The 21,099-nt window shown below is 69.1% G+C and carries 21 protein-coding genes; 10 read left to right on the forward strand and 11 right to left on the reverse strand.

What is annotated here, in order from left to right; all coding sequences use genetic code 11:
- Window positions 1-228 precede the first annotated feature (228 nt).
- The 9 genes from rpmH (at window position 229) to BM085_RS15925 (ending at window position 6,752) form a co-directional block, all read left to right on the forward strand.
- Complete coding sequence (gene rpmH, locus BM085_RS15885; protein ID WP_010849920.1) at window positions 229-366, forward strand: 50S ribosomal protein L34; 138 nt, start codon at window positions 229-231, stop codon at window positions 364-366.
- Window positions 367-475: 109 nt separating this feature from the next.
- Window positions 476-850 (forward strand): ribonuclease P protein component, encoded by a 375-nt coding sequence (gene rnpA, locus BM085_RS15890; RefSeq protein WP_093887753.1) that lies wholly within the window; start codon window positions 476-478, stop codon window positions 848-850.
- Window positions 847-1,128, forward strand: coding sequence for a membrane protein insertion efficiency factor YidD (gene yidD, locus BM085_RS15895; RefSeq protein WP_231509219.1), 282 nt, complete (start codon window positions 847-849; stop codon window positions 1,126-1,128). The genes rnpA and yidD overlap by 4 nt, the downstream gene beginning before the upstream one ends.
- 4 nt (window positions 1,129-1,132) lie before the next feature.
- Window positions 1,133-2,083, forward strand: a complete 951-nt coding sequence (yidC, locus tag BM085_RS15900) for a membrane protein insertase YidC (RefSeq protein WP_093887754.1) — start codon at window positions 1,133-1,135, stop codon at window positions 2,081-2,083.
- Window positions 2,084-2,116: 33 nt separating this feature from the next.
- Window positions 2,117-2,620, forward strand: a complete 504-nt coding sequence (locus tag BM085_RS15905; RefSeq protein ID WP_086567205.1) for a Jag family protein — start codon at window positions 2,117-2,119, stop codon at window positions 2,618-2,620.
- 147 nt (window positions 2,621-2,767) lie between these two features.
- The gene (gene rsmG / locus BM085_RS15910; RefSeq protein ID WP_093887755.1) at window positions 2,768-3,478 is read left to right on the forward strand and encodes a 16S rRNA (guanine(527)-N(7))-methyltransferase RsmG; all 711 of its coding nucleotides are present in this window, start codon (window positions 2,768-2,770) and stop codon (window positions 3,476-3,478) included.
- Window positions 3,479-3,819: 341 nt separating this feature from the next.
- Entirely contained in the window at window positions 3,820-4,587 is a 768-nt protein-coding gene (locus tag BM085_RS15915; protein ID WP_143120959.1) for a ParA family protein, read from the forward strand.
- Window positions 4,588-4,659: 72 nt separating this feature from the next.
- Window positions 4,660-5,637 carry a ParB/RepB/Spo0J family partition protein gene (locus tag BM085_RS15920; RefSeq protein ID WP_093887756.1) on the forward strand — a complete coding sequence of 326 codons (978 nt, stop codon included), beginning with the start codon at window positions 4,660-4,662 and terminating at the stop codon, window positions 5,635-5,637.
- 335 nt (window positions 5,638-5,972) lie between these two features.
- Complete coding sequence (locus BM085_RS15925) at window positions 5,973-6,752, forward strand: alpha/beta fold hydrolase (protein WP_093887757.1); 780 nt, start codon at window positions 5,973-5,975, stop codon at window positions 6,750-6,752.
- Between the two features lie 419 nt (window positions 6,753-7,171).
- On the opposite strand, the gene BM085_RS15930 is transcribed toward BM085_RS15925, so the two are convergent.
- The 3 genes from BM085_RS15930 to BM085_RS15940 all read right to left on the reverse strand — a co-directional run bounded on the left by BM085_RS15930 (window position 7,172) and on the right by BM085_RS15940 (window position 10,801).
- Complete coding sequence (locus tag BM085_RS15930) at window positions 7,172-8,230, reverse strand: threonine aldolase family protein (RefSeq protein ID WP_093887758.1); 1,059 nt, start codon at window positions 8,228-8,230, stop codon at window positions 7,172-7,174.
- A 203-nt stretch (window positions 8,231-8,433) separates the two neighbouring features.
- The gene (locus BM085_RS15935; protein WP_093887759.1) at window positions 8,434-9,390 is read right to left on the reverse strand and encodes a D-alanine--D-alanine ligase family protein; all 957 of its coding nucleotides are present in this window, start codon (window positions 9,388-9,390) and stop codon (window positions 8,434-8,436) included.
- A gap of 178 nt (window positions 9,391-9,568) precedes the next feature.
- Complete coding sequence (locus BM085_RS15940; RefSeq protein WP_037932659.1) at window positions 9,569-10,801, reverse strand: aminotransferase-like domain-containing protein; 1,233 nt, start codon at window positions 10,799-10,801, stop codon at window positions 9,569-9,571.
- A 295-nt stretch (window positions 10,802-11,096) separates the two neighbouring features.
- Here BM085_RS15940 and BM085_RS15945 point away from each other — a divergent pair, with 295 nt between their 5' ends.
- Window positions 11,097-11,717 carry a hypothetical protein gene (locus BM085_RS15945; protein ID WP_012895722.1) on the forward strand — a complete coding sequence of 207 codons (621 nt, stop codon included), beginning with the start codon at window positions 11,097-11,099 and terminating at the stop codon, window positions 11,715-11,717.
- A 190-nt stretch (window positions 11,718-11,907) separates the two neighbouring features.
- Here the strand turns inward: BM085_RS15945 and trxA are convergent, their stop codons facing one another.
- The 8 genes from trxA to BM085_RS15985 all read right to left on the reverse strand — a co-directional run bounded on the left by trxA (window position 11,908) and on the right by BM085_RS15985 (window position 21,009).
- Window positions 11,908-12,231, reverse strand: a complete 324-nt coding sequence (gene trxA, locus BM085_RS15950) for a thioredoxin (protein ID WP_031158358.1) — start codon at window positions 12,229-12,231, stop codon at window positions 11,908-11,910.
- 36 nt (window positions 12,232-12,267) lie between these two features.
- Window positions 12,268-13,203 carry a thioredoxin-disulfide reductase gene (gene trxB, locus BM085_RS15955; protein ID WP_093887760.1) on the reverse strand — a complete coding sequence of 312 codons (936 nt, stop codon included), beginning with the start codon at window positions 13,201-13,203 and terminating at the stop codon, window positions 12,268-12,270.
- A 133-nt stretch (window positions 13,204-13,336) separates the two neighbouring features.
- Window positions 13,337-14,212 (reverse strand): anti-sigma factor family protein, encoded by an 876-nt coding sequence (locus tag BM085_RS15960; protein ID WP_093887761.1) that lies wholly within the window; start codon window positions 14,210-14,212, stop codon window positions 13,337-13,339.
- The gene (gene sigM / locus BM085_RS15965; RefSeq protein ID WP_012895718.1) at window positions 14,202-14,807 is read right to left on the reverse strand and encodes an RNA polymerase sigma factor SigM; all 606 of its coding nucleotides are present in this window, start codon (window positions 14,805-14,807) and stop codon (window positions 14,202-14,204) included. The genes BM085_RS15960 and sigM overlap by 11 nt, the downstream gene beginning before the upstream one ends.
- A 154-nt stretch (window positions 14,808-14,961) precedes the next feature.
- Window positions 14,962-16,470 carry a protein kinase family protein gene (locus tag BM085_RS15970; protein WP_093887762.1) on the reverse strand — a complete coding sequence of 503 codons (1,509 nt, stop codon included), beginning with the start codon at window positions 16,468-16,470 and terminating at the stop codon, window positions 14,962-14,964.
- 195 nt (window positions 16,471-16,665) lie between these two features.
- The gene (murJ, locus tag BM085_RS15975; RefSeq protein ID WP_093887763.1) at window positions 16,666-18,270 is read right to left on the reverse strand and encodes a murein biosynthesis integral membrane protein MurJ; all 1,605 of its coding nucleotides are present in this window, start codon (window positions 18,268-18,270) and stop codon (window positions 16,666-16,668) included.
- A 29-nt stretch (window positions 18,271-18,299) separates the two neighbouring features.
- A complete protein-coding gene (locus BM085_RS15980; protein ID WP_093887764.1) occupies window positions 18,300-20,441 on the reverse strand; it encodes a DUF6049 family protein in 2,142 nt (713 codons plus the stop codon).
- Window positions 20,442-20,487: 46 nt separating this feature from the next.
- Window positions 20,488-21,009 carry an aminoacyl-tRNA deacylase gene (locus tag BM085_RS15985; RefSeq protein ID WP_093887765.1) on the reverse strand — a complete coding sequence of 174 codons (522 nt, stop codon included), beginning with the start codon at window positions 21,007-21,009 and terminating at the stop codon, window positions 20,488-20,490.
- Window positions 21,010-21,099: the final 90 nt, after the last annotated feature.

The following is a 21,099-nucleotide window of genomic DNA, read 5'->3' on the forward strand; positions in this document are numbered from 1 at the left end:
TGAGTGCACATCCTGTGGACGGCGGGGCGGCGGTGGATAAAGGGGCTGTGGATTCGTGGATAACCTATATCCGCGTGTCTCCGGTTTGACCTGGGACACGCGTTCCCCGTAACGTACGACGGTCGGCTTGCCACGCGACGGCTATTTCGCATGCCCCGCTTCCGGCAAGCCAGCCATCGTCGAGCGTCCCCATGTGCTGGGGATGCGCCTCAAGCCTGGAGCCCACTCGTGAGCAAGCGTACTTTCCAGCCGAACAACCGCCGTCGCGCCAAGACCCACGGCTTCCGGCTGCGCATGCGCACCCGCGCCGGCCGCGCCATCCTGGCTGCCCGCCGCCGCAAGGGCCGCGCCGAGCTCTCCGCCTGACGCATCCGTTGCGCCCGGTCCGCCGGGCCAAGGCAGCGTTCCGTCGCCCGTCGGCCGTGATGTCGGCGGGCGATAGCCGTACCTGCCCAGGGTCAGACAAGGTCCTCTCGTGTTGCCGTCCGGGTCCCGCATGCGCCGGGGCGAGGAGTTCGCCAACGCGGTCAGAAAGGGAAGCCGTGCAGGCCGCCCCACCCTGGTCGCGCATTTAAGCGTGCGCGCGGATAGGGACGAGCCGCCCTTGGTGGGATTCGTGGTGAGCCGCGCCGTGGGAGGCGCGGTTATCCGAAATAGAGTCAAACGTCAGCTGAGACACCTCATCCGGGACCGTCTGCATCGTCTTCCGAGAGGTAGCCTGCTGGTTGTACGCGCCAATCCACCGGCCGCGTCCGCGCGAAGCGAGCGCCTTGCCGCCGAACTCGACGTCGCGCTGGATCGTTTACTCAGGCGGCGAGAGCCTTCCAAGGCTCACATGGATGGGCGATGATGACGGCGCAGCAGATCGCCGGAGTTTCTCCGGCTGCCAGGATCCTGATGGCTCCTATCCGGTTCTACCGGGCCTTTGTGAGCCCTCTGCTGGGTCCTCGTTGCCGTTTCCATCCTTCGTGCAGTGCCTACGGCCTTGAGGCGATGGCCGTCCACGGTGCGCTGCGCGGCACATGGTTGACGATCCGGAGAATCGGGCGTTGCCACCCATTCCATCCCGGAGGTTTTGACCCGGTGCCCCCACGCCCGGGCCGGTCCGACGAAACGCAAGGGAGCTAGCTCGGTGGAGCTGTCCTGGCTGAACTGGCTTTACACAGCCGTCGCCCAAGTCATCACCTGGATTCACCAGGGTTATAGCAGCTTCCTCGCCCCTGACAGCGGGCTGACCTGGGCGCTGACCATCATCACCCTGACGGTGCTGATGCGGCTGCTGATCTTCCCTCTCTTCCTCAAGCAGATGCGCTCGTCGAAGAAGATGCAGGAGCTGGCCCCCAAGGTCCAGGAAATACGTAAGCGTTACAAGAACGACAAGCAGCGCATGAACCAGGAGGTCATGGCGCTGTACCAGGGACAGGGGGCCAACCCGCTCGGCGGCTGTCTGCCGATCGTGGCCCAGTTCCCGATCTTCATCTCGATGTTCACCGTGCTGAACGCGATGGCCCACGGCCAGCTCAAGTTCGGCATGACGCAGCATCTCGTCGACAGCGCCCGCGCGGCGCACATCTTCGGCGCACCCCTGCCGGCGACGTTCTGGACCGACTCGGCCGACATCATCAAGCTGGGCGCCGACCCGGTCGTCACCAAGGTCGTTCTCGCGGTCTTCGTCGCGATCAGCTCGCTGACGACCTTCCTCACCGTCCGGCAGAGCGTGACCCGCTCGATGGCCCAGATGCCGGACAACCCGATGGCCCAGCAGCAGAAGATCCTGATGTACATCTCGCCGCTGTTCGCCGTCTTCTCGCTGAACTTCCCCCTCGGCCTGATCCTCTACTGGGTCACCACCAACCTCTGGACCCTCGGGCAGCAGCACTGGTTCTACAGCCGCAACCCCTCTCCGGTGGCCGACGCCAAGGGCAACATGGTCATGCCCGAGCCCAAGCCGAGCCTGCTGAGCAAGGTCAGGAAGACCGCTCCCGAGCCCGAGGCGCCCCCCGCGGCACCCGAGCCCAAACCGATCCGCCAGCAGCCGACCCGCCAGCCCCGCAGCAAGCGGACGGGCAGCAAGAAGTCCTGACGACATCCCGACAGTACGAAGGAGTGGCCGGACGTGACCGAGGCCGAGGCCGAAAAGGAGACCGTGAAAGCGGCTCCTGATCTCGCTGCGCTGGAGCAGGAAGGCGAGATCGCGGCGGACTACGTCGAGGGTCTGCTCGACATCGCCGACATCGACGGTGACATCGACATGGACGTCGAAGGCGATCGCGCCGTGGTGTCGGTCGTGGACATCAAGGGCGGCGACCTCGTGGGCCCCAACGGCGAGGTGCTGGAGGCGATCCAGGAGCTGACCCGGCTCGCCGTCCACCGCCAGACCGGAGAGCGCTCGCGGCTGATGCTGGACATCGGCGGTTACCGCGACCGCCGCCGGACGGAGCTGCGCGAGCTCGGCACCAAGATCGCCGCGGACGTCAAGCGCGACGGCGAGCCCAAGTCGTTGCAGCCGATGACCCCGTTCGAGCGCAAGATCGTGCACGACGCGGTCGCGGCGGCGGGCCTGCGGAGCGAGTCCGAGGGCGAGGAGCCCCGCCGCTTCGTGGTGGTCCTGCCCGTATAGCGGCATAAAGGACGGAGACTGGCCGTCGTCCCCGGTTTCTCGGGGGCGGCGGCCTTTTCGCGGCCCGCCCTTGTGCGCCACCACGGAACGGGCCGTTAGCCTTAGAAAATCCTGATCCAGACAGTTCCGAGGAAGAGTGAGCGTCGAGTGAGCGAGCAGATCCCCGAGCCGCCCGAGGTTGCGCGCGAGGTGTTCACCGGCGACGCCTGGTCCAGAGCGGAGACGTTCGCGGAGTTGCTGGCCGGGCCGGGCGTGGTGCGCGGACTGCTCGGCCCCCGTGAGGTGCCCCGCATCTGGGACCGTCACCTGCTCAACTGCGCCGTGGTCGCCGAGGCCGTCCCCGCCGGCGTGCGGCTGGTGGACATCGGCTCGGGAGCCGGCCTGCCCGGCCTGGTGCTGGCGATCGTACGGCCGGACATCACGGTCACCCTTCTGGAGCCGCTCCTGCGCCGGACGGTGTTCCTGGAGGAGTGCGTGGAGGCCCTGAAGCTCGGCAACGTCGAGGTGCTGCGCGGCCGGGCTGAGGAGTTCGCGGGCAGGCGCGAGTTCGACGTGGCCTCCGCACGCGCGGTGGCGCCGCTCGAACGGTTGCTGAAGTGGTCGCTGCCGCTGCTGCGTGAGGGGGGCGAGCTCCTGGCGATGAAGGGAGAGCGGGCAGCGGAGGAGCTGGCGGACGCCGAGGGGCAATTGCGGTCCAGTGGGGTGCTGACCGCCGAGCTTGTATCGGTCGGGCACGGTAAGGTCGAGCCGCCTGCAACTCTCATCCGAGTGGTCGCCGGTCGGGCCTCCGAAGGAGCGCGGCAGGACTCTCGCCGGAAGGATCGTGAATCGCGATCGAAGCGACCACGACGCCAGTAGACAGACCGAGCAAAGCGAGTACGAGGCCAGTGAATGACCGTGGAAGTGCGATCGTCGGCGCAGCGGGCGGTCTCGGCTGGCCGGAGAATCCCGTCGCCTCGCCCCATGGACGCTCCTCTGGCCTGGGCTGGCCGGCATCGGCTCCCGCCCCCGTAGTCAGGCCGGCTGAAAGGACGACGACCGTGACCCAGACCCCCCTTAATCCCGGCGACTCGCCGCTGGTACGAGAGGCACTCAGCTCAGTGGTTTCACGTGAAACATCGGCCCAGACGACTACGGCCTCCCCTGGAGGCTCCACGGGGACTCGGGATGGGGACTGGCCCCGCCCTCCCAAGACACGCATCTTCACCGTCGCCAACCAGAAGGGCGGTGTGGGCAAGACCACCACCTCGGTGAACCTGGCGGCGGCCCTGTCGATGCACGGCCAGCGGGTGCTCGTGGTCGATCTCGACCCGCAGGGCAACGCCTCGACGGCGCTGTCCATCGAGCACCGCGGCGACGTGCCCGACATGTACAAGGTCCTGGTGGAGGACATGCCGCTGGGGGAGGTCGTCAAGGAGGTCCCGGACATGCCCGGCCTCTACTGCGCTCCCGCCACGATCGACCTGGCCGGCGCCGAGATCGAGCTGGTCTCCATGGTCGCGCGTGAGGCCCGCCTGCAGCGCGCGCTGGGCGCGTACAAGGCGATCGAGTTCGACTACGTCTTCATCGACTGCCCTCCCTCACTCGGCCTGCTGACCGTCAACGCGCTGATGGCCGCGACCGAGCTGCTGGTCCCCATCCAGTGCGAGTACTACGCGCTGGAAGGCCTCGGACAGTTGCTCAGGAACGTGGATCTCGTCCGCGCCCATCTGAATCCGACGCTCGACATGTCCACCATCCTGCTGACGATGTACGACGGGCGGACCCGGCTGGCCTCCCAGGTCGCCGAGGAGGTCCGGTCCCACTTCGGCGACACGGTGCTGACCACCCTGATCCCCCGTAGCGTGCGCGTCTCCGAGGCGCCGAGCTACGGCCAGTCGGTCATGACCTACGACCCGGGCTCCAGCGGTGCGATGGCCTACATGGACGCCGCCCGTGAGATGGCCTACCGAGGCGCGGCCGTGTGAGCGTTGAAAGATTCGCGGCCGTCACCGCCGCGGAGATCACTGAGGGTGGAACCTTGAGCCGCGGGAGGGGCAGTGAGTAAGCAGCCGAGAGGGATGGGCGGCAGAGGGCTGGCGGCGCTCATCCCGGGCCCGCCCGTGGTGCAGAGCGCGGCACCGTCGGCGACCGTGACGATGGTCGCGCCGGAGCCCGCGGCGCAGCAGCACCAGCCGTCCCCGCAGCCGGTGGCGGGTGCGTATTTCCTTGAGATCCCGATCGAGAGGATCGAGCGCAATCCGCGCCAGCCCAGAACCGTCTTCGACGGTGACGCCCTGAAGGAACTCGCCGATTCGATCACCGAGGTCGGCCTGCTCCAGCCCGTCGTCGTCCGTGCCATGGGCAAGGACAGCTACGAGCTCATCATGGGAGAGCGCCGCTGGCGTGCCTCCAAACTCGCGGGACTCAAGGAGATCCCCGCGATCGTCCGGAGCACCCAGGAGGACAAGCTCCTCCTGGACGCGCTCATCGAGAACCTCCAGCGCGAGCAGCTCAACCCGCTGGAGGAGGCGGCGGCCTACCGGCAGCTGCTCGACGACTTCGGCGCCACCCATGAGCAGCTCGCCGTCCGCGTCGGCCGCTCTCGCACCCACGTGACCAACACCCTGCGCCTGCTCAAACTGCCGCCCCGAGTCCAGCTCCGCGTCTCGGCCGGCACGATCACCGCCGGGCACGCACGGGCTCTGCTGGCCCTGGACGACCCAGCGGCGCAGGAACGCCTCGCCGATCGGATCGTGGCCGAGCTGCTGTCGGTCCGCGCGGTCGAGGAGATCGTGGCGGTGGGCGACGTGAAGGCGGCACCGGCGCCTGCCCCGAAGGCTCCCCGGGCGAAGCCGGACGAGGAGCCCGCTCTCCGCCATCTGGCCGATCGTCTCTCCGACCGTTTCGAAACCCGGGTGAAGGTGGACTTCGGACGTCGTAAGGGCCGCATCGTGGTGGAGTTCGCGACCATTGACGACCTGGAGCGCATCATCGGGACCATGGCCCCGGGATCCATGCAGTCGGCGGAGGAGTAGTCGCCTCGCATATGCGGCACACCCACGGGCGGTCTCCTTGTTTCACGTGAAACAAGGAGACCGCTTCCGTTTTACGCCGGGGTTGAACCGGAAGCCGAGTTGAACCGGAAACGGGGGCGGACCGGAAGCCAGGGGCGGACCGGAAGCGGTGCGGAGCCATACCGCTCACGTACGCGGGGAGGCGCCTGCCTGTCCGTCGCCGGCCGGGTGGGTGTCTCTTCGGGCAGGCAGCTCACCGGCCACCGTGTCGGTTGCGGGTGATAGTACGGGGGTGATCGATAGTTTGACGGGTCGCTCCAGTTCAGCTCCGTGATGATCGTGAGAAAGGTGATGCGATGAGCTACGCAGAGATCAACGGGCTGTCCCTGTACTTCGAGGAGCACGGCTCCGGCGAGCCCCTGGTGCTGCTGCACGGCGGATTCGGTTCGGGAGAGATGTTCGCGCCCATCCTGCCGGCGCTGGCCGAGGGGCGGAGGGTCATCCTGGTCGATCTGCAGGGCCACGGGCGCACGGCGGATGTCGACCGTCCGCTGCGCCCGGAGCTGATGGCGGACGACATCGCCGCTCTGCTCAAGCACCTCGGCCTGGCGCGGGCCGACATGATGGGCTACTCCCTGGGAGCGGATGTCGCCCTGCGCGTCACGGTCCAGCACCCCCAAGCCGTTCGTCGGCTTGTGCTCGTCTCCACCCCGTTCAGGCGGGACGGGTGGCACCCGGAGGTCGTGGCGGCGATGGACCGGATGAGCACCGAGGCCGCCGAGACGATGAAGCAGTCCCCGATCTACGAGCCCTACGCCCGGCTTGCGCCGAGGCCGCAGGACTGGCCGGTGCTGATCGGCAAGATGGCCGAGATGAAGCGGCAGCACTACGACTGGACCACCGAGATACCGCCCATCACCGCCCCCACCCTGCTGGTCTTCGGAGACGCTGACGCGGTACGCCCCGCGCACATGGTGGAGTTCTACGGCCTGCTGGGCGGAGGTCTGCGGGACGCGGGATGGGACGGGGCAGGCCGTTCGATCGCGCGGCTGGCGATCCTGCCCGGCGCCACGCACTACGACATCCCGACGGCACCCGGGCTGGCCGCCACAGTCCTGCCGTTCTTGGATTCATGACCGAGCCGGTGGGGGAGCGTCGCGGCGGCGCCGAGGCGGACACGCCCACGTCTGCCGGAAGGGCCCGACGGAAACTGGGCCGCCTGTCCTCATAGAGCGCGGACTGCCCGGAAGTCGAGCCTGCTGATTGAGGAGCGCGGCCCGCCTGGGAGCTGAGCCTCTGTATGGAACGTGGACCGGCTGGCAGCCGGGCACTCTCGTTCACGTGGAGAGTAGACCGCCCGGCAGCTGTAGCTCCCATGCACGCGGGGAGCGGGCCGCCTGGAAGGTTGGAACTTCCGCTCGCGTGGAGCGCGGGCCGTCCGCAAGCTTGGCTCTCTGTTTCACGTGAAACATGGATTCGCTGTGCGGTGATCGCTGTCCCGCCCGCTCCGGCGCCGGCGACCTTCCTGCCGGTGTTCTTTCCCGGGGAGCTCCGGCTAGCCGTCGACCGCCGCGCGGACGGTGCGGCGGATGTCGGAGACGAACGTGTCGATGTGCTCCGGCGTGGTGTCGAAGGACGTCACCCACCGCACCACGTTCTCGTTCGCGTCCCAGACGTGGAAGAGGTAACGCTGCTGGAGCTCCGTGATCGCTTTCTCGGGGAGGGCCGGGAAGACGGCGTTGGACTGGACGGGATAGCGGAGCGAGAGGCCGGGGAGGTCGGCGACACCGTCGGCCAGTCGGTGGGCCATCGCGTTGGCATGGGCGGCGTTCTCACGCCAGAGATCGCCGGTGAGGAGCGCGGTCAGCTGGGCGGAGACGAAGCGCATCTTGGAGGCGAGCTGCATGCCCTGCTTGCGTAGGAACAGTGCGGGAGCGTCCAGTTCGGGGTTGAGGATGACGAGTGCCTCCGCACCCATGGCGCCGTTCTTGGTACCGCCGAAGCTGAACAGGTCCACCCCCACGTCGGTGGTGAGCGCACGCATCGAGCAGTTGAGCTCCGCCGCCGCGTTGGCCAGGCGGGCACCGTCCATGTGGAGGAAGAGACCACGTGCGTGAGTGAACTCCGCCAGCTCGGCGATCTCGTCGGCGGTGTAGCAGGTGCCGCACTCGGTCACCTGGGAGATGGAGACGACGCGAGGCTGGGAACGCTGCGTGTTGCCCAGCGCGGAGAGCTGGCCGTGGATGTCGTCCACAGTGATCTTGCCGTTGTCCGTGGGAAGAGGGATCAGCTTGGTGCCGAGCAGGCGTTCCGCGGCGCCGCATTCGTTGCTGTTGATGTGGGCGGTGTCAGGGCAGAGCACCGCGTCGTAGGGGCGGAGCACGAGACCCAGCCCCACCACGTTGGCGCCGGTGCCGTTGAACATGGGGTAGACGGTCGCCTGGGCGCCGAACTCGGCGCGGAAGGCATCCTCTGCCGCTCGGGTCCAGACGTCATCACCGTAGGCAGGGGCGTCTCCGGTATTGGCTTCGACGACGGCGGCGAGCACCGCGGGGTGCACGCCCGCGTGGTTGTCGCTGGCGAAGCTCTTGGGGAAGGGTGTGGGAGTCAGCACAGGACCAGCCTAGGCGAGCGGCTCTCGCGGCTGATCTACGCGCTGGGTGCACCTGTCGCAGCCGCCGGGTGTGTCCGCCGTACGTGCAGTCCGTCATGTGTGCCGTCCGCCGTACCGACGGGTGCGGCCGCCGTACGGATTCGGCGTGCCCCTCGGGGCGACGCGGCGCCTCCGCCGATCACGGGCGGTCCGGGGATGTGGGGTCAGGCGGCGCCGCGGGCGGCGGCCTGTTCCAGCAGGACACGGCAGAGGGTGCCGAGGTCGTCGCCGGCGGCCTCGACGGCCATCGGGAAGAGGGAGGTCTCGGTCATGCCGGGGGCGACGTTGACCTCAAGGAAGTGGGGGAGGCCGTCCCCGTCGACGATGAGGTCGGTGCGGGAGATGTCACGGAGACCGAGGGCGGTGTGCGCGGTCACGGCCATCTCGGCGCAGGCGGCGGCGGCCTCGGGGGACAGGCGGGCGGGGGCGAAGAACTCGGTGTGGCCGGCGGTGTAGCGGGCCGCGTAGTCGTAGACGCCCTTGTCGGGAACGATCTCCACGGCGGGCAGAGCCGTCGGACCCCCGCCGAGGTCGACCACGGAGACGGCCACCTCGACGCCCTCGACGCAGCGCTCGATCAGCGCGGTGTCGCCGTAGGCGAAGCAGCCGACCATGGCGGCCGGAAGGTCCTCGGCGGCGCGCACGATCGACGCGCCGAGCGCGGAGCCGCCGCGGGAGGGCTTGACGAACAGGGGGAGACCGAGGCGTTCCACGATGCGGGTCAGCACCGTGGCGGCGCCGAGGTCGTGGAAGGTCTCCTTGGGAAGGGTCACCGAGTCGGGGGTGCGCAGGCCGACGGAGCGGACGACCGTCTTGGCGGTGGGCTTGTCGAAGGCCACCCGGCATGCGTCGGGGCCGGCGCCGACGTAGGGGACGGAGAGGAGTTCGAGCACCGAGCGGATGGCGCCGTCCTCACCGGCTCCGCCGTGGAGGGTGACGAAGACCGCGTCCGGCGGGTCGGCGAGTATGGAGGGCACCAGCGAGGCGTCGGTGTCACGGGTCTCCACGACGATCCCCGCCCCGCGCAGCACCTCGCTCACCCGGCGGCCGGAGCGGAGCGACACCTCCCGCTCATAGGACAGTCCGCCTGCCAGGACGAGCACGTAGCCCAGATCACTCACCCGAAATACCTCTCTTCGCTGCCCGCGCCGAGCCGATGAGGGGCTCTCACCACGACCGGGGTGTTCGCCGCACAACGACGCCGGAAATCACCGTACGGCAACTCGCCGCATCGGTGTGCACCCGAGGGATCCCATGTCGGCAGGCGCCTCCGCCGGGAGGCGCCTGCCGAGGAAGGTGTCAGGCGAGATCAGGCCCCGGGGTGTCCACTCCGATGTGGTCGGGAGAGGAGCCGGTGCCGAACGTGTCGCGCAGCCGCAGCTCCTGCTCGATCACTCCGGCCAGGCGGCGGACGCCTTCACGGATGCGGTCGGGCTCCGGATAGCAGTAGGACAGCCGCATGTGCCGCGCACCGCCGCCGTCGGCGTAGAAGCCGGTGCCCGGGACGAAGGCCACCCGTTCGGAGACCGCGCGTGGCAGGAGCGCCTTGGAATCGAGCCCCTCGGGCAGGGTGGCCCAGACGAAGAAGCCGCCGCTGGGACGGGTCCAGGTGAAGCCGGCGGGCATGAGGGCCTCGAGCGAGCTGAGCATGGCGTCGCGGCGCTCGCGGTAGAGCTCCCGGAAGGTCTTGATCTGCTCACGCCACGGCTGGGTGGCGAGGTACTGCCCGACGGCGAGCTGGGTGAAGGAGGAGTGGGACAGGACCGCCGACTCCATCGCCAGCACCAGCTTGTCGCGGATGGCGTGCGGGGCCAGCGCCCAGCCGACCCGGAAACCGGGGGCCAGGGTCTTGGAGAACGAGCCGAGGTAGACCACGCCGTCGGCGTTGTCGGCGCGCAGCGCCCGCATGGGCTCGCCGTCGAAGCCGAGCAGGCCGTACGGATTGTCCTCGACGATCAGCACGTCGGCTCGCTGGCAGATGTCCAGCACCTGCTGCCTGCGCGCCGCGTTGAGCGTCACTCCGGCGGGGTTCTGGAAGGTGGGGATGGTGTAAAAGAACTTGATCGGGCTGCCCGCGGTCTTGAGGGCGTAGATGGTCTGGGCGAGCGACTCGGGGATGACCCCCTCGTCGTCCATGGCGATGTGGACGACCTTGGCCTGGTAGGCGGAGAAGGTGCCCAGCGCGCCCACGTAGGAGGGCCCCTCGGCGAGGATGACGTCGCCGGGGTCGATGAAGATGCGGGTGATCAGGTCGAGGGCCTGCTGCGAGCCGACGGTCACCACGACGTCGTCGGAGTTGGCCTCGATCCCCTCCATGCGCATGACGTCGCAGATCTGCTCGCGCAGGTGCGGGTCGCCCTGGCCGGATCCGTACTGCAGGGCGACCGGGCCCCGGCGGGCCACCAGGTCGGCGACGAGCTCTCCCACGGTGTCGAGGGGGAGCGCTGTGACGTACGGCATGCCACCGGCGAGCGAGACCACCTCGGGCCTCGACGCGACGGCGAAAAGAGCTCGAACCTCGGAGGCGACCATCCCGGTAGCTCGTGCGGCGTACCGGTCGACGTAGGCGTCGATGCGGGAGCCTTGGGCCGCGACGGTCTGACCGTGATCTGACTCTTGGGGCACGGTCCACCTCCTAGGTTATGTGGAGCACAGGGTGCTCATGCTAGAGAAACCAGGGTACGTCAGTGGTTGTTGTCGTCTGCGTGGGGGGACGGGACACCCTGAAACCGGGACCCTCACTGAGCTACGATGCCAGCTGGGGACGCCGTTTTCGCGCGTTTTTCGCCATGGCTTGCACTCGTCTCGCCAGGATTGGGGCCAACAGGTGTCGCGTCGGCTGGCAAACGTCACACTCGACAATCTCGACGACCTGCCGCGCCGTTGCCGCCGGTGCGTCTTCTGGGAGCTGGATCCCGTCAACGGGAACCGGGCTGTCGAGGTGGGTGATCCGGGGCTGGAGAAAGAGGCCTGGATCTCGTCCACCCTGCTGGAATGGGGGAGCTGCGGCAAGATCGTCTATGTGGACGGCGTGGCGGCCGGCTTCGTGCTCTACGCGCCGCCGCACTACGTGCCGCGCTCGGTGGCCTTCCCGACCTCGCCGGTCAGCGCCGACGCCGTGCTGCTGATGACCGCGCACATCGTCCCCGAGTTCTCCGGCGGCGGCCTGGGCCGGATGCTGGTCCAGGGCGTGGCCAAGGACCTGACCCGGCGCGGGGTGCGGGCGATCGAGGCGTTCGGCGACCTGAAGTGGGAGCAGCCGGGGGCGTGCCTGATGCCCGCCGACTACCTGCTCTCCGTGGGGTTCAAGACGGTCCGGCCGCATCTGCGCTTCCCCCGGCTCCGCCTTGAGCTCAAGACCGCCGTGTCGTGGCGGGAGGACGTCGAGGTGGCGCTGGAGCGGCTGCTGGGCTCCATGAGCCCTGAGAGGGCGCTACGGCCCGTCTGACGGTCCTCGGGCTTGGCGCCCGCACCTCTGCCCCGGAGCGGCGCTATGGCCCATCTGGGCCGGGTATGGACCCTCTGGAGGACGCGCGAAAGCCCCCTGCCATCGGGCGAGGGGGCTTTCACTGGGTGGGTGTGCCGCTCGGAAGCGGGTGGTACGGCGTGCGCCGTGGGGTGCGCGGGCCGCAGGGGGCCTAGATGATGCCCTCGAGCTCGCGGAGCAGCATGGCCTTCGGCTTGGCGCCGATGATCTGCTTCACGACCTCTCCGTTCTTATAGACGTTCAGGGTCGGAATCTGGAGTACGCCGTAATTGCCGGCAGTCGCCGGATTCTCGTCGACGTTCAGCTTGACGACGGTCAGCTTCTCGGCCTGCTCGTTCGCGATCTCCTCCAGGATCGGCGCGACCTGGCGGCAGGGGCCGCACCACTCGGCCCAGAAGTCGACGATGACGGGCTTGTCGCTCTTGAGGACGTCGGCGTCGAAGCTGGCGTCGGTCACGTTCTTGATGGCGCCCAAGGTTCCTGCTCTCCCTATCCGGTGGTGCTGTCGGTGTCAGTTGTCGTCGTGGTCGCTCAGCCAGCGCTCGGCGTCGAGCGAGGCGGCGGTGCCGGTGCCGGCGGCGGTGATCGCCTGGCGGTAGATGTGGTCGACGACGTCGCCGGCGGCGAAGACACCGTCAAGGTTGGTCCGCGTGAAGGGGGAGTCGACCTTGATGTAGCCCTCGTCGTCGAGCTCCACCTGGCCCTTGACGAGCTCGGAGCGGGGGTCGTGGCCGATCGCGATGAACAGGCCGGTGGCCGGGAGCTCGCTCTCCTCGCCGGTCTTGAGGTTGCGCAGGCGGACACCGGAGACCTTGGACTCGCCCAGGACGTCGACGACCTCGCTGTCCCAGACGAAACGGATCTTCTCGTTCGCGAACGCGCGGTCCTGCATGATCTTGCTGGCGCGCAGCTCGTCGCGGCGGTGCACGACGGTCACCGACGCGGCGAACCGGGTGAGGAAGATGGCCTCCTCCATGGCGGTGTCGCCGCCGCCGACGACCACGATGTCCTGGCCGCGGAAGAAGAAGCCGTCACAGGTGGCACACCAGGAGACGCCGTGGCCGGACAGGCGCTTCTCGTTGGGCACGCCCAGCTCGCGGTAGCCGGAGCCCATGGCCAGGATGACGGCCTTGGCGTGGTAGGTGTCGGTGGCGGTCCTGACGACCTTGGGGGTGACGGTCAGGTCGACCTCGACCACGTCGTCGGCGAGCAGCTCGGCGCCGAACCGCTCGGCCTGCTTGCGCAGGTTGTCCATGAGGTCGGGGCCCATGATCCCGTCGGGGAAGCCGGGAAAGTTCTCCACCTCGGTGGTGTTCATCAGCGCGCCGCCGGCGGTGACCGAACCCTCGAAGATCAGGGGCTTGAGGTCGGCACGCGCAGAGTACACAGCCGACGTGTAACCGGCGGGACCCGATCCGATGATGATCACATTCCGGACGTCCATCACTGCTGCGCCTCTCCTTTTGTCATTGCCAGTGGCGTCAACAGATCCTAGGCGGCGGTGATTCCCGGGTGAGACGAGAAGGCCCGGCATGGACGAATCCATGCCGGGCCTCTTCTTGGATGGGGGCTCTTGGTGATCAGTTCCAGCTTGCGAGAGCGGGCTTGCGCAGGTTCTCGCACTGCAGGCCCACGACGTGGACGCGCACCGAGTTCTTCTTCTGGTTCTGCCAGAAGACCATGATGTTGGCGTCCTGACCGTTGTAGAGGCCCTGGTCCACCGCGAACGGCGACTTCCCGACCTTGGCGGAGACCTGCTGGACACACTGTTCGAGCTTGGCGCCCGCGCTCATGTCCTTGGCGTCCACGATCTGCGCCGGGCCGATGTAGTCGAGCAGCGAGCCGCTGAGCTCCTGCTCGGTGTAGTTCCAGTTGCTGTCGGTCAGCTTGTAGCCCTGACCGGTGGCGGTCGCGGGCTGGGCGATCGTCGCCGGGCGCTCCGCACCCGGTGCGGAGAGCACGTTGCTCGTCACCACGGTCCCGCCGACCACGGCGGCCAGCACTCCCGCCGCCGCGACGGGCATGGCCCACCGGGGCCGTCGCGTGGCCTTGCGCCGCTTGGCCGGAATGACCGGAGTGACGGTGCCGTCGTCGCCGACGACTCCGAGCCGTGTCACCGGCTCCGGCTCCGGCTCGGGAAGAGAGGTCCTCTCCCACGGCGCGTCGCGCATTATGTCGTCCCAGGCCGGTGCTTCCACCAGGCCTACTCCACCTCCACGGAAGCTTTCGGCCTCTGCGGCCAGCGCGCGGTCGATCCTGAGTGCGACTCCCATCGGCATGGCCGGGGTAGGCGTCGCTGACAGCACCTCACGGACCGCTGCGAGGTCGGCAAGGCTCTCGCCACAGGGATCGCAGATCGCGAGATGCTCGCGTACCTGCAGGGCCGTGGCGGCGTCAAGAAGACCTTCGGCCAGCTCGGCCAAGATCTCCAGGTCGTAGTGCGTATCACCCGTCACGAAGTTCTGCTCCCTTCGCGGATGAGACGCGAGACAGGTCTGATCGGTTCCGTAAGTGCGAAAGAATTGGCGCGAGTTTCGCGCGTCCACGCGCGCATCGGCTCTTCACGGTGCCGCTCGGCACCTCCAGGACCTGGGCGGCGTCCTCGACGGAGTAGCCCATCATGTCCACGAGCACCAGCGCGGCCCGCTGGTCGGCGGGGAGCAGCTTGAGCGCGGCCGAGACCTCCATGGAGACCTCGCGCTCGGCTGTCTGGTCGAGCACCGGGGTGTCGCGTTCGGCGGCCTCGACGAGCTCGTCGTCGGCGACCGGGCGTACGGACTTCCTGCGCATGCGGTCCAGGCAGGCGTTGACCACGATGCGGTGCAGCCACGTGGTGACGGCCGCCTCGCCGCGGAAGCTGTCGGCCTTGCGATAGGCCGAGACGAAGGCGTCCTGTACGGCGTCGGCCGCCTCGTCGGGGTCGCCCAGCGTGCGCAGGGCGACCGCCCACATGCGGTCGCGATGTCGCTTGACTATTTCACTGAAAGCGTGCGGATCCCCGGCGATATGCCGGGTCAGCAGATCGGCGTCGGACACTGCTGCCCGCGCCATCTGCTGTTCCGCCGCTGGCGGGGTCTCGGGTGGGGAATTCACAAGGAGAGTCCTGCTGCCGGTCCGGGGAGAACACCACTACGTGATAGATGGTGCCACGAAATCTCCCATGATCGTCAAGGAGACGGATAAAACCGAGCAAATCGCACCGACGTCACTTCGTGGCGAGGATCTTGACGTCGATCACGGTGCCACGGTATTTGCCCTGGAAGGTGGGCATCTTGGTGAACCAGATCAGGACGTGTCTGCCCTTCTTCGGGGACTCGGCGGTGAAGACCTTCTTGCCGGAGGCCTCGGCGGACTTGCCGATCACGGTCATGTTCTTCAGGTCCTGGGAGTCGCCGACCCTGACCTCCGCGGAGCCGCCGGAACCGCTGCCGAAGTCGACCGACACCTGCTTCACCGGCATGCTCTGGTCCAGGGTGAGCATCAGGCCGACGCCGTCCTTCAACCGGCCGAAGTCCTCGGAGTTGTAGGACTCGGAGTGCCAGTCGGTGGAGGGCTTGCCGTCCACCGCGTAGAGGGCGAGCTCGCCCCGCTCGTCGCCGCCGCCCAGCGGGTCGAAGCCGGTGGCGGAGGCGGGCTTCACCTCGCGGGTGGCGGTGGCCGCGGTCGGCGTGGGCGTGGCGGTCCCCTCCGCGACCGGGGTCCCGGCGTTGCCGATGCTGCGGCCGAGCGTCCAGGCGCCCAGGCCGACGGCCACCATCACCAGCAGCACGACCATGGTCATGGCCACCTTGTTGAGCATCCCGCCACCGCCCGCCGGCCGGGGCTGCGGCTGGTAGTGGTGCTGTGGCGGGGTGGGGGCGCTGGGGCGCTGGGGCGCCGCGGTGTCGAGGCCCTCCGAGCGGGAGGACGCCACCGGGAGCGGGGGCGGGGGCGCGACGTGCATGGGGGTGGGCCGGGGCACCGAGGCGAGGGCTTCGGCGATCTCCTCGGGCGTCGTCAGCGGTTCGAGCCCGCGCCGGCTCTCCGGCAGCAGCACCCGGCAGGCGATGGTGTCGAGGTAGCCGGGGACGCCCGCGGTGACCTGGCGCGGTGAGCAGAAGCGGCCGTCGTCCATGGGGGCGGCGGGCAGCTCGCTCTCCTGCTCGTCGCCCGGCCAGTGGCCCGTCAGCCCGGCGTACAGTAGGCGGCCGAGGCCCTCGGCGTCGGTCCGGGCCGGGTCGTCGCTCGTCACGTCGGCCAGGACGGCGTCGACCCCCACGCCGAGCAGCTTGACCGTGCTGCCCGCGGTCCACACCAGGTGGTCGGGGGTCAGGCACAGGTGGGCCTGGTCCGCCTCGTGCGCGTGGGCCAGCGCCTCGGCGGCCTCCGCGACCAGCGCGGCGGCCCGCTCGGGGTCCAGCGGCCCAGAGGTGATCATGTCGGTGAGGGTCTCACCGCTCACCCACTCGCTGACGACGTAGGAGTGGCCGTCGTCCTCGGTGGCGTCGAAGACCTGGGTCAGCCGCGGGTCGGTCAGCCGGCTGGCCGCCCGGGCGGCCGTGACGACCTCGTTGAGGCGGGGGAAGTCGGGGTCGAAGGTGTGCACGGCGACGGGCCGGGCGAGCACCTCGTCGATGGCCTTCCAGAGCGTGGCGCCGCCGGACTCGTGGACGCGGTCCTCAAGCCGGAAACGCTCGGCAAGCTTGGTGCCGGGCTCGACGGCGGAGGAACTCATGAGCTCTCCGTAACTGAGAACACGCCAGCGTCTTGCCGGGTTGACACTTCAGGACACATCACGCGATGCCGGGTGGATCCGCCCACGCCCTCCTGCTTCCATTAGCCGCATGTCGTCACACGCGTCGCACCATGGTAGTCCCGCGCCGGTTCCGCCCGTGTTCTGCTTGTCAGACGCTTGGGACAAGTCTTGGGGTTACCGGCCTACCCGGCCTGCAACCATTCCAACGACCGAACTGACTTCCGGGATACGCATCCGATGCGCGATGACCAGGTAGAGCACCATACCGAGACCGCCGCCCGCGGCCAGCATGATGGCCGCGCTGAGCGCGTTCAGGTCGGTCAGCTCCTGGGTGAGCCACAACACACCCAGCGCGGCCGCCGCGGCCGGAAGCGCGGCCATGTACATCCGTGACAGCCCGGCGGCCACCACGCGCCCCTGCAGGCCGTGCACGCGCCGGCTGGCGAGCGCCCAGGCCACCCCGGTGCCCGCGATATAGGAGACGGTGAGCGCGAAGGCCAGGCCCATGACGACGTACCGGGCGGGCAGGACGGCCGAGGCGAGGAAGCTGAGCGCGATGCTCACCGCCGTGTTGCCCGCCCCGATGAAGACGGGGGTCCGGGTGTCGCCGAAGGCGTAGAAGACACGCAGCAGGAGCTGGAAGATCGAGAACGGCACCAGCGCCAGGCCGAAGACCTGGAGCACGTTGCCTATGTAGACGGCGTCGTCGGGGTTGTTGTTGCCCCAGGAGTAGATCATCACGGTCACGGCCGGACCCAGCACCATCAACAGCAGCCCGGCGGGCACGAGCAGCGACGCCACCAGACGCACGCCTGAGGAGAACTCCTCGCGGATGGAGTCCAGATCGCCCTCGGCGGCCGACCGGCTCATCCGGGGCAGCATCGCGGTGATCACCGAGACCGCGATGATCCCGTAGGGGAGTTGGAACAGCTGGAAGGCCTGCGCGTACGCCGTGTTGCCGGCCCCCGGGGCCTTGGCGCCCGCCCCGGAGGCGATGTTGGTGGTGACCAGGAAGCCGAGCTGGGTGACGCTCACGTAGACGAGGGTCCAGGAGCCGGTGCGGACCATCTCGCCCAGTCCGGCCTCACGCAGGTCGAACCGGGGCCGGAAACGGAAGCCCACCTTGTGCAGCGAGACCATCAGCACCAGGCACTGAGCCACGATCCCGGCGGTGGTGCCGAGCCCCAGGAGGGCGAGGTCGGCTTCGCTCACCGTGCCGACGTCCGCGCCCGCGCTGCCCGCCTTCAGGTAGTAAAGGACCAGGACGGCGATCATCACGACGTTGTTCAGCACCGGTGCCCACATCGGAGCGGCGAACCGGTCGCGGGTGTTGAGGATCGCCCCGGCAAGCGCCCCGATGCCGAAGAAGGCGATCTGGGGAAGGACGAACTGGGCCAGGGTGACCGCGACCTCGATCCGCCCGGCGCTCCAGTCCGAGGTGTAGAGGCCGATCAGCGGCCGGGCGAGCAGCACCGCGACCACGGTCAGCAGCGTCAGTGTGATCGTGCCCACGGTCATCAGCCGCTGCTCGTAGGCCCGCCCGCCGTCGAGGTCGCTCTTCTGCCGCCGCACGATCATCGGCACGACGACGCTGCTCAGGATCCCGCCGATGAGGAAGTCGAACAGGATGAACGGGATCGCGTTGGCGACGGTGTAGGCGTCGCCCATCTGCGCGCTGCCGAGCGCGGCCACGAGCACCGCCGAGCGGATGAAACCCGTGACGCGGGAGACCATCGTCCCCGCCGCCATGATCGCGCTCGCACGCAGGACCCTGCTCATGCGTATTCCTCCGCTAGGTCGCTAGGTGCTCAGGACTCGGTGCCGGCCGGCGCGCTCGCGCGTCTCGGCGGTACGGTCGCCGCCGCGGCGCGGCGGGTCCCCCGGCGGCGCAGGACGCGCATGATCACGGCCGCCAGCATCACCAGCAGCGCCGCTCCGACGATCACCAGCGCGATCCCGGTGTAGCCGGTGGTCCGCACGGTCAGCTCGACGGGCTTGCCGTAGTCGCGGCCGTCGGCCGTGGTGAGCTGGACCGTCACGGTGGTCTGCCCGCTGGCCGTCGACGTGGCGGTCATCGGGACCCGGATGGTCCGGTTCTGACCGCCGCGGAGCACGATCGGGTCGTCCTTGGCCTCGTACGGCTCGATCTTCAGCAGCCTGGGCTGGTCGGAGGTCACCTTGAGCCGGACCGTGACCTGGTTGGCGTCGACGTCCTGGCCCAGCCCGTTGTGGACCGTGATCGGCACGTCCCCGTTCTTGCCGGCCAGCGTGCGGATCTGGGTCTGCTCGGTGCCGGTGATGGAGATCTTCCCGATCCGGGCGTCGACCGCGGTCCCGACCTGCTTGACGTACGGCGTCGCGGTCTCGGCCCTGTCCCGCCAGGCGGAGGAGGCGAGCCGGAGCACCGCCAGGTCGAACACGTCGAGGTCCTGCTCCGTGGTCACCGCGGCCGTCAGGTCGGCGCGCGCGGCGACGCGCTTGACGCTGCCCACATATGGCTTGGCGAGCTCCTTGCGCCGGTCCTGGTCGGTGTAGGTCAGGCCGGTGCGCGGCGTGGGGACGCCCTTGCCCCGTTTGATCGCGTCGAGCGTGGCCGGGGCGAGCCACGGCAGGGTGGCGGCCGTCTTCGCCAGGCCGGTCACGTAGGCCGGGTCCGGGTCCCAGCGCCGGGGCGGGACGCCGATCACGGTCCTGGCGGTGGTGACGGGCTCGGAGCTGATCATCGCGGTCTCCGCGATGAACCGCTGGCGGTTCATCAGGGCCGCGCCGGGTGCCGAGGTATCGGCCCCGATGATCTCGCCCAGCGCCGTGTCGGTGACCAGCGCGGTGATCGGGCCGTTCACGCTCTCCACGGTCGCCGAGGCGTCCGGGGTGGTGGCCGGCGGGATCGCCGGCGGCAGGTTCAGCGGGTTCAGCAGGACGGTGGCGACGTCGCCGGTGGACAGCAGGTCCAGGCCGTCGTAGTCGATCAGGCCGTTCACCGGCCAGTTCACGTCGGTCAGGACGTCACGGCCGAGGGTGTCCCTGGCGACGATCCTGGCCGCGTCGATCCCGGTCCCGGTGACGTCGTCGACGCCGTTGTGGGCCAGGGCGGCCACGTCGGGGTCGCCGTAGGGGGTCGCCACGACCGGAGGCTTGGCGAGAGCCGTACGGAGGTCGCCGAGCCACTTGGCGGCCGCGGCGTTCGCCGGGCGGTTCTCGCTCTTGTCCTTGGTCCTGAGGGTGTAGGCCTTGCCCAGCGCCCGCACGTCGTCGAGGAGGGCGGGGTCGACCACCCAGGTGAGCCCCTTGGCCGAGGAGGTGTCCCGGGCGATCTCCAGCAGGTTGCCGAGGCGCTTGCCGTCGGCGAGGGAGGCGGGCAGGCCGTCGCTGACGAAGGTGCGGTCGTCGGCCCGGCGGGGCTGGTCGATGAGCGGCAGGACCATGGCGAGCCTGGTGCGCGGCACTCTGACGTCCTTGGGCATGTAGGCCACGAAGGTGCGCTGGACGGCGAGCTGCTGGCCGATGGGGTCGAGCACCTCGACCATGACCGGGTAGACGCCGAACCGGGTCAGGCCCAGCCGCTGCGGCGTGGAGACGAACTCCCACGGCGCCTTGGCGGAGGGGGCGACCTGCGGGACGTTGAGCTGGTTCCAGGTGGTCGGCTGGAGCCCCTGGCCGCTCTGGTAGGCCGCCATGTCGGCGCGCCGGGCGAACGGCTGGGAGGAGTAGCGCATCCGGATCCGCAGGTTGGCGAGCGCCTCGGTGCCGGTGTTGGTGAAGGACCCGGAGATCTTGATCTCGGTGGTCGGCTCACGGGGCACGTCGGGGCTGATCGCCTCCACCACGAGCTGGGGGCTCTGGCGGCTCGCCGTGGTCGTCTGGGCGTTCGCCGTAGCCGCAGGCACCACGGCCGCGGGAAGAAGCAGCGTGGTGGCGAGCACGGCGAGCAGCGCGGCCTTGTTGATCACATGCCGGCCATGGGTCGAGTACGGCGCACGCCCGTAATGCTATGGCCTATCCAGCGAGGGGAAAGGTCGCAGGCTCCCTCCGTGACCGGGAATGGACTAGGTCAATGGTCTTCCCTGAGACAAGTGTGAGCAGGTGGTCGGCGCGTATCCGCAGTGCCGTATGGCGCTCTCCGGTCGGTGTGTGGACAACCTGCCCGGTTCCGGCGAGCCGCTCGTCGACCAGCACGGGCAGCCCGTCGGGGAGCAGCAGCGGGCAGATCAGCCCGGCGGCGTAGTCGGTGACGGAGTTCACCGTGAAGGCCGAGGCGGGACGGACCCGGCGGGCGCCCAGGGTGCCGCCGATCACGCCCGGCCGGGGAGGGGAGGCGACGGAGGTGACGACCGCCACGGGCTCGCGGCCGATCCGGGTCGTGACCTCGAAGACTGTGACCTGCACGCAGGACGCCGGGCTCGCGGACAGCAGCTCCGGCAGTTCGTCGACGCATGTCATCGCGCGCGGAAGGCGTACGATCTCATGGTGGACCTGGTGTGCGAGGAGCCAGCGGTGGATCGCGAGGGCGTCCTTCATGTATGTGCTCCTTGCCTCGACGCACGGCCCCCGACGGTCTCCTGACTGACCGTAACCTGGTGATCGCGTCAGGTGTATCCCCAGAGGGGA

The sequence above is a fragment of the Streptosporangium canum genome (genome assembly GCF_900113865.1).
In the GTDB taxonomy this organism is placed as follows: Bacteria; Actinomycetota; Actinomycetes; order Streptosporangiales; family Streptosporangiaceae; genus Streptosporangium; species Streptosporangium canum.